Raw genomic sequence first — 12498 nt, 5'->3', positions numbered from 1 at the left:
CTGGGACCCCACGGCGAGGGCTCTGCCCTCGTCCGGCTCACAGCCCGTGCCAGCGGATAGTTGGATCCCAGCTTTCGCTGGGATGACACCGGGGTAGTTGCTTTCACCTGAGCAATAGAAAAGTCTCAAACCACCTTGGCGCGCACCTTGTAGCGCGGCTGGTCCCACGCTCCGGTTCGCATCACCTCGCCCAGGATTTCGGCGGCGCGCTGCACCTCGGCGAAGCTCAGATAGAGCGGCGTCAGCCCGAAGCGCAGAATGTCGGGCTCACGGAAATCCCCGATCACCCCGCGCTCGATCAGCGCCTGCATCACGGCATAGGCCTCGGGGTGCCTGAGCGATACCTGGGTGCCGCGACGTGCCGCATCGGTAGGCGTCGCCAGTTCCAGCTCCGGCGCCAACCACCTCACCTCGCCGGTGAACAGCTCGAACAGCCGATCCGCCTTGGCCCGTAGCGCGCTCAGATCGACCCCATCGAACACCTCGAGCGCCGCATCGAGCGCCGACATCGACAGCACCGGCGGCGTCCCCACCCGCATCGCCCCGATGCCTGTCGCCGGCCGATAGGCCTCGGCAAAGCTGAACGGCGCCGCATGCCCCAGCCAGCCGGTCAGCGGCTGCCGCAGGCCCTTGAGATGCCGCGGCGCCGCGTAGACGAAAGCCGGCGCGCCCGGCCCGCCATTGAGGTACTTGTAGCCACACCCCACCGCGAAATCGGCGTCCGCTCCGCTGAGATCGACCGGAAACGCCCCGGCCGAATGGCAGAGGTCCCAGACGGTCAGCGCGCCGGCCCGCTGCGCCGCCACCGTCAGCCCGGCCATGTCGAGCCGCGCTCCGGTCCGGTAGTTCACCTCGGTCAGCAGCAGCACCGCGACATCCGCGCCGAGCGCCGCCTCGATCTCGCCGGCCTCCACCAGCCGCAATTCATGCCCCTGGCCCAAGAGCTCGGCGACACCCGCCGCGATATAGGCATCGGTCGGGAAGTTGCCGCGCTCCGAAACGATCACCTGGCGCCCCGGCCGCAGCCGCAGCGCCGTCACCAGCACCTTGAACAGGTTCACCGAGGTGGAGTCGGCCACCATCACCGTCTGCGGCGCCGCGCCGATCAGCCGCGCGATCCGCTCGCCCACCCGCCCCGGCAGGTCGATCCAGTCATGCGTGTTCCAGCTGCGGATCAGCCCCTCGCCCCACTGCGTCGCCACCACCTCGGCCATCCGCCCCTTCACGGCGCGCGGCAGCGCCCCGAGCGAGTTGCCGTCGAGGTAAATAATGCCATCAGGCAGGTCGAACAGGGCGCGCGTACGGGCAAACGGGTCAGCGGCGTCGAGGGCGGTGATGTCGGTCATGGCGTGATCAATAGCGAAGCCGGCGGATGAGAACCAGCGCCCGCGAGAGCGGCGCGCCGGCCCGATAGTTCGGTGCGGGAAGAATACCCCCACCCCTGTCCCCTCCCCGCAAGGGGGAGGGAGACGCCAACTCCAGCGCCAGTGTTTTGGTCTCCTCCCCCCTTGCGGGGGAGGGACAGGGTGGGGGTATTCTTCCCGCACCGCGCTAGCCCCACGGCAGGTGCTGTCGACCTCTCCCCCAAGGGAGAGGTGAAGGACCTACTCCGCCGCCACCGTCTCGTCCGCATGCCGGTGGATGGCGCCCATCACCTTGCGGCTCATCGCCTCGTAACTGCGATCGTTGTCGAAGCCATCGACCAGGCGAAACTCGTGCATGACAAGGATGCGGTCGGCCAAAGCCACCATTTCCGGCAGTTCCGACGAGATCAGCAGGATCGCCAGCCCATCATCCGCCAGCTTGCCGATCAGCTCGTGGATATAGGCCTTGGTCTTGATGTCGATGCCGACCGTCGGCTCGTCGATGACCAGGAGGTCCACCTTCGCCGCCAGCCACTTGGCCAGCGACACCTTCTGCTGGTTGCCACCCGAGAGGTTCCCCACTGCCTGCTCGAGGCTGGGCGTGCGGATCTCCAGCTGCCGCGCGAACGGCTCGGCTGCCTTGCGCTCGCCGGCCGCCGTCTGGAAGCCCACGAACTTCGCCAGCCGGTCCCAGATGGTCATCGCCACGTTGAAGCGGATCGGGTGCAGCAGCACCACGCCCTCGTATTTCCGGTCTTCGCTGAGATAGCCGATGCGGTGCCGTTTCAGCGCCTCCTCGACCGAGCGGATCACCGCCGGCTTGCCGTCGATCGACAGGCTGCCCCCGGTCACCTTGTCTTTCCCGACCAGCGCCCGCGCCAGCTCGGTTCGCCCCGCCCCGACCAGCCCATAGAGCCCGAGGATTTCGCCGCGCCGCACCGTGAACGAGATATCGCGGTGCCCGGCCGCCGTCGCGACGCCCTTGGCCTCGAGCTTGATCGCCCCGGTTGCCGGCTTGGGCGGCCGCACCACGGCGATGCGTTCGGCCCGCCCGATCATCGCCTCGATCAGCCGGCCACGGCTCATGTTGGCGATCGGCTCGCCGATCAGCGTCGTCTCGCCATCGCGCAGCACCGTCACCCGATCCGAAATCGCCAGCACTTCCTCGAGCTTGTGCGAGACGAACAGGATCGCCGCGCCCTCCGCCTTCAGCCGCTTGATCAGCGCGAACAGCGCCTCGGCCTCTTCGCCGGTCAGCGAGGCGGTCGGCTCGTCGAGCAACAAGACCTTCGCCTCATGGCTCAGCGCCTTGGCGATCTCCACCATCTGCATCTGCGCGACGCTCAGGTGCCGCACCTCGGTCCGCGTATCGACCACGAGCCCGATCATTTCGAGATACTTCTTCGCCTCGGCATTGGCCCTGGCGTAGTCCACCAGCCCGGCGCGCCGCGGCAGGTTCTCGAGCAGGATATTCTCGGCCACCGAGAAGCGCGGGATCAGGTTGCGCTCCTGGTGCACGGCCGAAATCCCGAGCCGGATCGCGTCGCGCGGGCTATTGAGCGAAATCTCGGTTCCGTCGAGCAACAGCCGTCCGCCATCCGGCCGGTGCACCCCGGTGATGATCTTGATCAGCGTCGATTTTCCGGCGCCGTTCTCGCCCATCAGCGCATGCACTTCGCCGGCTCTGAGCTCCAGCGACGCATCCTTCAGCGCCCGCACGCCGGGGAACGACTTGCTGGCCTTGTCGACCGTCAGCGCCATCAGCTCTCTCCCACCCTGACGGCGCGATAGCGGTTGAACCACACCGCGGCGAGGATCAGCGCCCCGAGCAGGAACTGCACCCAGTACGGGTCGACCTTCACCAGCACCATGGCATTCTGGATCAGCCCGATCAGCACCACTGCCAAGAGCGTCCCGACGATCGAAATCGCCCCACCGGCCAGGCTCGCTCCGCCAATGATCGGCGCGGCGAACGAGATCACCAGCCAGTCCGACCCAATGGTGGGCTGCGCCGAGCCGAGCTGCGCTACTGCGAGGATGCCCGCCACTGCCGCCAGCAGCCCCGACAGCACATGCGCCGAAATGATCGCCCTGGGCACCGACACGCCGCTCAACTGCGCCGCGGGCGCGTTGCCACCCACCGCCAGCATGTGCCGCCCGGGCACCGCCCGCGAAAAGAACAGCGCCAGGACAACCGTAACCAGCAGCGGCACGATCAGCAGCAGCGGGAACAGCCCGAGCCGCCCATTACCGAACGCCACGAAATCGGCGGGCAGGTTGTAGAACGGCACCGCCTTGGTGATCCCGAGGTTGATACCGGCGAAGGCCGAAGCTGTCGCCAGCGTCACGATGAAGCCGTTGATGCCGGTCTTCACCGTCAGCCAGCCATTGACGAACCCGGCTGTACCGCCCGCCGCCACCCCGATCATGATCGCCGGCAGTGTCGGCACGCCCAGTGCATCCATCAGCCCGCCGGTGACCACCGCCACCAGCCCGCCCAGCGCGCCGACCGACAGGTTCATCTGCCCGACGCCCAGCATCACCATCTGCGAATAGGCAACGAGCAGCGACACGCAGATCGAGCGCAGCAGCACGAACAGGTTGAACTCACTGAGGAAGGCCGGCGCGCTCAGCGCCAGCGCGATCCCGCCGGCAATGATGCCAACGAGGATACCCGACCATTGCAGGCGGAAGAACGATCTCATAGCGCTCGCCTCGCCTGTTCGCGCGCTACATAGGCGGCGCGGCCGCGCTCGATCAGGATCGCCGCGAGGAGGAACGCCCCGAGGAACAGCGGCAGCCAGAAATTGCCGATCTCCAGCACCAGGAGCCCCGAGCGGATGGTCGAGACCAGCAGCGCTCCGAGAATGGTGCCCACCACCGAGACGATGCCGCCCGACAGCGCCGTGCCGCCGATCACCGGTGCGAGGAAGCTCGGCAGCAGCCAGTCATCCCCCGCCACGGCCGGCATCGCCGCCGCCAGCCGCGCGGTCAGCATCAGCGCCGCCGCTGCGGCCAGTGCTCCGGACAGCGCATGAACGAAGACGATGGTCCGATCGACCGGAATGCCGCTCATCTCGGCGGCCCGCGCATTGGCGCCCACCGCGAGGATCTGCCGGCCCAAGGTCGAATGCTTGAACAGCAGGTAGAGCCCGAGCCCGATCGCCAGCGCCACCACGGCGAGGCTGGGGATCGCCGGAATGCTACCGATCGCCGGCCCGACGGCGCTCTTGCCGAAGGCGCCGAACTCCGGCGGCAGGCCGTTGAGCGGCACTGCCTTGGTAAGGATCAGCATGCCGCCGGAAAACAGGCTGGCGCTCGCCAGCGTCACGACGAAACTGTTCACCCCGGTCTTGACGATGGCAAAGCCGTTGAGCCAGCCGAGGAAGGCGCCGAGCGCCAGCGTACCGGCAATCGCCACCGGGATCGGCAGCCCCAGCACCTGCATCAGGTAGCCCGAGAACATCACCGCGCAGACCCCGATCGCCCCGACCGAGAGGTTCATCCCGCCGGTCGCCAGCACCACCATCTGGGCGAAACCGACGACGATATCGACGGCGACCGAACGCAGCAGCGAGTTGAGGTTGAACTTCGACAGGAACCCCGGCGCCAGGTTAGCGAACACCGCCCACAGCACCACGAGGATCAGGAACAACCCGACCTGCGTCGAGCCGCGGAGCAGGAACGAACTGATCGTTCGGCGGGGTGCCGGGTCCATGGCCGAGGCTGAACTCGGACGAGGCTCGGCGTCAAGCGCAGAGGTCATTGCGGGTACTCGGGGAAGCGAGAGGGTCAGTTAGGAGCACCAGCCGCTCCTCCTGCTCGGTGTCATCCCTGCGAAAGCAGGGACCCATTTCACCACCCGCGCCAGCTGCGAGTTGGGTCCCAGCTTTCGCTGGGATGACATCCGATGGATGGGGAGGCGATGCGGCAGGCACCGCCTCCGCCGTCAGATCACGGGCAGCTGAGGAACTTGTCCTTGAAGCTTGCCTGCAGCTCGCCGGTCAGCTTCTTCAGGTCGTCCTTGTAGCTCTCGATATTGGCCGAGCTGATCAGCAGCGTGCCGGAGTCGATGAACTTCGCCGTCTGCGGCGTGGTGATGAACGGCGCGTCCGCCTTCACCGTGCAGCTTTCGGCCAACAGGTCCACTGCATAGGCGCCGATATAGCCCTGGCCATAGGGGTTCTGCGCCATGGTGCCGGCAACGAAGCCGTCCTTGATGCCATCGAGCACGATCTTGTCGTCGTCGATGCCGATCAGCTTGATCTTCTTGTCGCCGAGGTTTTTGAGCGCCGTGGCGGCCACGACCGAGGAAATGTAGCCGGTGGCAATCATGCCGCCGATCTGGTCCTTTTGCGCGGCGAGCAGCGCGTTGATCTTCTGGTCGCCCTGCTCCTGGTTGTCGGTATCGCCCAGCGTCTGCAGCAGCGTCACCGCACCATTGGTCTCGGCCACGGCCTTCTCAACCGCCTGGACGCGCAGCGTGGTGTTGGGGTCGACCAGCAGCCCGGCGAGATGCACCACCGCGCCCGTGCCACCCATCGCCTCGATCAGCGCCTTGGTGCCGAGATAGGCCGATTGATAGACGTCGGTTGCCATGCAGAACGCCGTATCGGTCGGGTCCTGCGCGCAGCCGCCCAGCGCCACCGCCGGAATGTCATTGGCCTTGAGTTCCGCGACGGTCGAGTTGACGCCCACCGCATCGCCGGGGAAATAGCCGAAGCCGGCATAGCCCTGCGCCGCGAGGCTCTCGAACAGCTCGGTCTGCAGCTCCAGCTTCCATTCGGCCGGCACTTTGTATTCGACCGAGGCGATGCCGAAATCCTTCTGCGCATCTGCCGCCGCCTGCTCCCAGGGCGCGAAATACGGGTGCGGACCACCCGGCACCAGGGCAATCTTGTTGTCCGACGCCATGGCGGCGAGCGGCGACAGCGCCACGCCCAAGGCCAGACCCACGGCGAGCGCGCCGCGCATACGGGTAACCTGCATGATCTTCTCCCTTTGTCGGTGGATGCCTCCCGATCCTCCCCGGGCAGCATACACGCTGGCCAAGGCGTAACACTAACGCATATCGCATGCAATATTCTTTTTATTGACTTTCGTCGCACCTCTGCTGTTATGGCGCCCGTCTTCGACGTGAGGGAGGGGGTGCGTGGACCATTCTGACGGCGGGCGCCCCAACCGGTCGCGCCTGCGACCCGAGCTGCGCGAGATGCTCGAAGCAGCCGAGCACGCCGGCACGCTCAGCAACGACCAACTCGGCGTTGTGAGGGCCCGCGCCGCCTCCGAGCTCAGCCTCGCCGGCCACTGGGATTTGAAGGACGATCTCGCCCCGCCGCTCAGCTTCACCCTCGGCGATCCCGCCATCCGCTGCCGGCTCTATCGCGGTGGCGATGCCCCCGGAACCATGCTCTTTCTGCATGGCGGGGGCTGGGTCGTCGGCAGCCTCGACACCCATGACGGCGCCGCCCGCGCCCTCGCCAGGGCCGCTGGCTGCAGCCTCCTCTCGGTCGAATACCGCAAGGCGCCGGAGCAGCCGTTTCCGGCCGGACTCGACGATGCCGAGACGGCGCTCCGCTGGGTGATCGCCGAGGGTGCCGGGCTCGGCCTCAGCAGCGAACGCATCATCCTCGCCGGCGACAGCGCTGGCGCCAATATCGCTGCCGCTTTGGCACTACGCGCCCGCGACCGAGGCATCACGCTGGGCGGCCAGATGCTGATCTATCCGGCGACCGATCTGGCCCATGAGAGCGCCAGCGTCGCCGAATTTGCGCATGGCTTCTTTCTCTCCCGCGCCACGCTGCGCTGGTACATCGCCAACTACCTCTCGGGCGCCGACCCCACCCATCCGGAAGCGTCCCCGCTGCTCGCCCCCGACCTCAGCGGCCTCTGCCCCACCCTGCTCGTCGCCGCCGACCACGACCCGCTGCGCGACGAAGGCCGCGCCTACGCCGCCCGCCTCACCGCAGCCGGCAACGCCGTGACGTTCCAGGAATGGCCCGGCACCACCCACGGCTTCATGATCATGGCCGGCATCACCCCAGCCGCGCGGGAGCTGATCGGTGTGATGGGGGCTTGGGCGAGGCAGGTGTGGGGGTGACCTATCCAGTGCTCTCTGCCCTCGCCCCACCCACCGGCCGTCATCCCGACGAAAGTCGGGACCTACTGCTCGAACAGTTGGATCGGCACGAAACCGACCGGTCCATCACGGCAAGGTTGGCCAGATTGCGCGCGCGGACAGGCCGGAGCACTGGGTCCCGGCGTTCGCCGGGATGACGGCCGGTGGATTAGGGGCCAATCGCAATGCTCGCCGCCGCATACGACTTTAGTATTATACTTTTCTTAGACTTTGGTCTAATAAACGCCAATCCTGCCTTGACGCTGGCGGCACCCCCGCCGAAGGTGCCGCCGACAAGCGGGGTTTCCCCGCGACAGGGACGAGGAACCTTCATGGCACCAGTAACCATCAACAAGGCCGGCAAGCACTATGGCGGCTTCGAAGCGCTGAAGGGCGTGTCGGTCGACATTTCCGATGGCGAGTTCGTCGTGCTCGTCGGCCCGTCGGGCTGCGGCAAGTCCACGCTGCTGCGCATGATCGCCGGCCTCGAGGAAATCACCTCGGGTGAGATCGGCATCGGCAACCGCGTGGTCAACGACCTGCCGCCCAAGGAACGCGACATCGCCATGGTGTTCCAGAACTATGCGCTCTACCCGCACATGACGGTGGCGCAGAACATGGGCTTCTCGCTGAAGCTCAAGGGCGTGCCGAAGACCGAGATCAAGGCCAAGGTCGATCGCGCCGCGCAGATTCTCGGCCTCGAGAAACTGCTCGACCGCCAGCCGCGCCAGCTCTCCGGCGGTCAGCGCCAGCGCGTCGCCATGGGCCGCGCCATCGTGCGCGATCCGCAGGTCTTCCTGTTCGACGAGCCGCTGTCCAACCTCGACGCCAAGCTCCGCGTGCAGATGCGTTCCGAAATCAAGGAGCTGCACCAGCGCCTGAAGACCACCACCATCTACGTGACCCACGACCAGGTCGAAGCCATGACCATGGCCGACAAGATCGTGGTGATGCGCGATGGCATCATCGAGCAGATGGGCACCCCGCTCGATCTCTACGATCGTCCGCTCAACACCTTCGTTGCCGGCTTTATCGGCTCGCCCTCGATGAACTTCATCAACGGCGCGGCTGCCGATGGCGGCTTCAAGACCACCGACGGCATCCTGCTGCCGGCCGTCAATGTTCCGGCCAGCGCCGCCGTCTACGGCATCCGTCCTGAGCACCTGCACATCGATCCGAACGGTATCGAGATCGAAGTCGTGGTGCTGGAGCCGACCGGTTCCGAGACCCAGGTCATCGGCCGCCTCGGCACCCAGTCGATCAACGGCATCTTCCGCGAGCGCATCACCGCGCAGCCGGGTTCCAAGATCAAGGTGGCGCCGGACCTGAGCGTCGTCCACCTGTTCGACAAGGACGGCAAGCGCGTCAACTAAGCGCTGCCGCTGAATAAAATGACGAAGGCCGCCGTGGGAAACCACGGCGGCCTTTTTGTTTGTCCAGAGGGTGAGGCCCCACCCCACCCAGCTACGCTAGGCCGCTGACGCGGCCAGCTGCGCTACCCTCCCCATCAAGGGGAGGGAGACCCGACTGAAAGCTTCGGCTCTATCGTCTCCCTCCCCCTTGTGGGGAGGGTAGCGCAGCTAGGCGAAGCCGTAGCGAAGCTGGGTGGGGGTGGGCCCCACGCAGCAAGCCGACCTAGTGCCCCCGCTGCCCGATCAGCCGCGAGCGCAATGCGTTCGACAGGTTGTCGAACACAAACACCACCATCAGGATCAGCAGCACCATATAAGCCACTTTGTCCCAGTCGGAATTGGTGCCCATCGCCTCGAGCAGTTTCAGCCCGATACCGCCCGCACCCACGGCGCCGATCACCGTGGCCGAGCGGGTGTTGCTCTCCCAGAAATACAGCGACTGCGAGATGAACACCGGCAGCACCTGCGGCACCACGCCGAAGCGGTTGACCACGGTCGGCGATGCCCCCACCGACTTGACGCCCTCGCGCTGCCGATCGTCGACATTCTCCAGCGCCTCGGCATAGACCTTGCCCAGCGCCCCGGCGTCGGTGAAGAAGATCGCTGCGATCCCCGGGATCGGCCCGGGGCCGAAGCCGCGGGTGAAGAACAGCGCCCAGATCAGCATGTCGATCGAGCGCAGGAAGTCGAAACCCCGCTTCATCACCCAGTTCACCGGCCGCGACCGCGTGATGTTGCGCGCCGCGATGAAGGCCAGCGGAAAAGCGAACAGCGTTGCGAGGAGCGTACCGACAAACGCCATCACCAGTGTCTGCAGGAGCTTCGACAGAATGTCGCCGTGCTGCCAGACGCCATTGCCGAGGAAATCCTTCACCGCCGTATCGAAGTTCGAGCGCGCCGGATCGATCCGCTCGGTGCTGAACATCAGCTGAATCACCTCGAGCGGGTTACGCCCCCAATAGGCCGAGTGCGTATCGAACCAGAAATTGGCCCAGCCGAGGAAGCGGCGCTGCACATAGACCTGGTTGGTGCGCACCTCCGCCTGCCCGGCAAAGCCGTAGTCGACGATCACCTTGCTGCCGTCCTGCTGCACCGCGCGCGGCGCATCGGCCGGGGCCGTGACGCTGTCGGTGCCGATGGCAATCTCATGCGGTACGCTGCCGACATAGGCGACCACCAGGTTCGGCGTCACCTCCAGCCGGTCGCCCGCGCCGCCGAAGATCACCGTCATCGAGCCATCCTCGTGCGGCGTCAGCCAGTCTATTCGGGCATCCCTAGGATACTGCCCGCGGCTCGACCAGGTGGCGGTGACCTTGCCGTCGGCAACCTTCAGCCGCGGCTGCGCCCGCCACGAATACCAGTCCTGCAGGTAGAGCGCTGCGCGGTCCCATTTGCCGTTCTCGAAGGCCGGACCGACATTGAAGAAGGCGTAGCAGAAGCCGAGATAGAGCACCGTGACGACGAGCCCGATCAGCAGCGCCCAGCGCTGCCACCACGGCTTGTGCAGCACGGCGGCATGGGTAGCTTTCAGCCGGGCGCGGTCGCCCGCGTCCATTGTGAGCCCGTTCGACATCACGCTGCTCCCCGTCCGAATTCGAAGGCCTGGTTGCCGACCAGCCGGCGCCGCAGCCAGCCCGAGAACTGATCAACGGCGATGATGGTGACCAGCAGCAGGATGATGATGGCGTAGGTCTTGGCGGCATGGTTGTTGCCGATCGACAGGCGGAACGCCTCGCCGATGCCGCCGCCGCCCACCGCGCCGATAATGGTCGAGGCGCGCACGTTGATCTCGGTGCGCAGCAATGTATAGGAGACGAAATTCGGCAGCACCTGCGGCAGCATGCCGAAACGCACCCGCTCGAGCCAGGTGGCGCCGACCGCCCGCAGCCCCTCATCGGGCTTCATGTCGGCATTCTCGACCACTTCGAAGAACAGCTTTCCGAGCGCCCCTATGGTATGGAGCGACACCGCGAAGATCGCCGCGATCGGCCCGATCGAGAGGATGGCGGTGAGCAGGCCCGCAATGACGATCTCGGGGAAGGCGCGGAGAATTTCCATGATCCGCCGCACCACGAAGCGCACAGCGCCGGCGCCGACGAGGTTGGTGGCGGCAAAAAAGCAGAGGCAAAACGCCAGGCCACCGCCGATGATGGTCGAGACGATCGCGATGTTCACCGTGACCATCAGCTCGTAGATGAAATGCGGCACATACAGCGTGTCGGTGAAATACATCCGCTGCGAGGTGAAATCATACTTCATCGAGCCGTCGGCATAGGGCGAAGGCTGGTCGAACATCGCCCGGAAAATTTCCAGCGGATCGTTCGGTACGAAGCTGCGGAGAAAATCTAACAGGTAGGGCAGCCGCTCGAAGAACTTGCCCGAGTTCGCCGCGTTGGCGAAGTTGAGCGACAGGGCCAGCACGATGGCAAACACCACCAGTGCGATGATGGAATAGACGCGCCGGGTGCGGATCTGCTGGCGATAGTGACCGTAGACTGTCCGGGTCGCGTCGCTGATGCCGCCGGCTGGATCGTGCGCGATATGCGCCATGCCCTGCTCCTGATGTCGAAACGGCGGCACCTCTGGGGTACCGCCGTTTCCATTCATTGGGTGTTGGATCAGTCGCCGATCACGGACTTACGGGCGGCTACGATGGTGTCGTAGAAGGCCGGCTCGACTTCGACATAGGCGGTGTTTTCGCCGCCGGTGAAGCCCTGGAAGCAGGCGAGGTCCTTGGCCGGCAGCTCGAGGAAGAACGCCTGGATCTTGGCCTTGAGATCTTCCGGCAGCTTGTTGGAGACCATCAGCGGGCCGTTCGGGATCTGCGGCGAACGCCACAGCTCGACGATATCGTCGGTGTCGAGGATGCCCTTCTCGACCATGGTGTGGAGGTTACCGGTGGTGTAGCCCTCGGCCCATTCGCCGACGCCCGAACCGAAGGTGGTGCCGGCATCCCAGGTGCCGTCGAGCACGCCGAGAACCAGGTTCTCATGGCCGCCGCCGAAGCCGGTCTCGCCGAAGAACTCGGCCACCGGACCGCCGATATCGGCCGGCAGCGAGACGTTCGGCACGAGGTAGCCCGAGGTCGAATCCGGGTCGGCGAAGCCGAGCTTCTTGCCCTTGAGGTCGGCGAGCTTGGTGTAGCCCTTGTCCTTGCGGGCAACCAGCAGTGAGTAGTAGCCGGTCGAGCCGTCGGCGCCGGCAGTGGTCAGGATCGGATCGACTGCGGCCGGGTCCTGCAGCACGATGGCGGCATAGGACGAAGCGCCCATCGAGGCGATGTCGATGGTGCCGCCGAGCAGGCCCTGGATCACCCCGTTATAGTCGGGCGACGGGAAGATCTGCACTTCCGGCACGCCGGTCGCGACCTTCAGGCCCTCGGCGACGCATTCGGTCTTGCGGATCTGGTCGGCTTCGTTCTCGGAACCATCGAGACCGATGCGGAGGACCGAGACATCCTGCGCGAACGCAGTGCTGGTCATGGTGAGGGCGATGCTCGCCATCAGGACGTTACGGATCGCGGACATGGAAGTCTCCTTTGGTGACGCGATTGGCTTTCCGCCACCTGTCGCGCCGCGCAAGCAGGCGGCTGACCGGCAGGAGC

10 protein-coding genes are annotated in these 12498 nt (G+C 66.1%); 2 read left to right on the top strand and 8 right to left on the bottom strand.

Features of this window, described 5'->3' with window-relative positions; translation table 11 throughout:
- Positions 1–125: 125 nt before the first annotated feature.
- The 5 genes from kynU to ACSQ23_RS10095 all read right to left on the bottom strand — a co-directional run bounded on the left by kynU (position 126) and on the right by ACSQ23_RS10095 (position 6353).
- Entirely contained in the window at positions 126–1346 is a 1221-nt protein-coding gene (gene kynU / locus ACSQ23_RS10115; RefSeq protein ID WP_436090526.1) for a kynureninase, read from the bottom strand.
- Positions 1347–1604: 258 nt separating this feature from the next.
- Positions 1605–3125 (bottom strand): sugar ABC transporter ATP-binding protein, encoded by a 1521-nt coding sequence (locus ACSQ23_RS10110; RefSeq protein WP_436090525.1) that lies wholly within the window; start codon positions 3123–3125, stop codon positions 1605–1607.
- The gene (locus ACSQ23_RS10105; RefSeq protein WP_436090524.1) at positions 3125–4069 is read right to left on the bottom strand and encodes an ABC transporter permease; all 945 of its coding nucleotides are present in this window, start codon (positions 4067–4069) and stop codon (positions 3125–3127) included. Before ACSQ23_RS10105 ends, ACSQ23_RS10110 begins: the two co-directional genes overlap by 1 nt.
- Positions 4066–5130 (bottom strand): ABC transporter permease, encoded by a 1065-nt coding sequence (locus tag ACSQ23_RS10100; RefSeq protein ID WP_248310608.1) that lies wholly within the window; start codon positions 5128–5130, stop codon positions 4066–4068. Before ACSQ23_RS10100 ends, ACSQ23_RS10105 begins: the two co-directional genes overlap by 4 nt.
- A 188-nt stretch (positions 5131–5318) precedes the next feature.
- Complete coding sequence (locus ACSQ23_RS10095) at positions 5319–6353, bottom strand: sugar ABC transporter substrate-binding protein (RefSeq protein WP_436090523.1); 1035 nt, start codon at positions 6351–6353, stop codon at positions 5319–5321.
- A gap of 163 nt (positions 6354–6516) precedes the next feature.
- Here ACSQ23_RS10095 and ACSQ23_RS10090 point away from each other — a divergent pair, with 163 nt between their 5' ends.
- Both ACSQ23_RS10090 and ACSQ23_RS10085 read left to right on the top strand, forming a co-directional pair.
- A complete protein-coding gene (locus tag ACSQ23_RS10090) occupies positions 6517–7464 on the top strand; it encodes an alpha/beta hydrolase (RefSeq protein ID WP_436090522.1) in 948 nt (315 codons plus the stop codon).
- Between the two features lie 350 nt (positions 7465–7814).
- Entirely contained in the window at positions 7815–8855 is a 1041-nt protein-coding gene (locus tag ACSQ23_RS10085; RefSeq protein WP_055886894.1) for an ABC transporter ATP-binding protein, read from the top strand.
- A 262-nt stretch (positions 8856–9117) separates the two neighbouring features.
- Here the strand turns inward: ACSQ23_RS10085 and phnE (ACSQ23_RS10080) are convergent, their stop codons facing one another.
- The 3 genes from phnE (ACSQ23_RS10080) to phnD form a co-directional block, all read right to left on the bottom strand.
- Positions 9118–10467 (bottom strand): phosphonate ABC transporter, permease protein PhnE, encoded by a 1350-nt coding sequence (gene phnE / locus ACSQ23_RS10080; protein ID WP_436090521.1) that lies wholly within the window; start codon positions 10465–10467, stop codon positions 9118–9120.
- Complete coding sequence (phnE, locus tag ACSQ23_RS10075) at positions 10467–11444, bottom strand: phosphonate ABC transporter, permease protein PhnE (RefSeq protein WP_436090520.1); 978 nt, start codon at positions 11442–11444, stop codon at positions 10467–10469. Before phnE (ACSQ23_RS10075) ends, phnE (ACSQ23_RS10080) begins: the two co-directional genes overlap by 1 nt.
- Before the next feature lie 68 nt (positions 11445–11512).
- The gene (gene phnD / locus ACSQ23_RS10070) at positions 11513–12421 is read right to left on the bottom strand and encodes a phosphonate ABC transporter substrate-binding protein (protein ID WP_436090519.1); all 909 of its coding nucleotides are present in this window, start codon (positions 12419–12421) and stop codon (positions 11513–11515) included.
- Between the last annotated feature and the right edge of the window lie 77 nt (positions 12422–12498).

It is taken from the genome of Devosia sp. LjRoot16 (assembly GCF_964252795.1).
Taxonomy (GTDB): Bacteria; Pseudomonadota; Alphaproteobacteria; order Rhizobiales; family Devosiaceae; genus Devosia_A.
The sequence above is the reverse complement of the archived record's forward strand: the minus strand, read 5'-3'. Positions and strand labels throughout refer to the sequence as shown.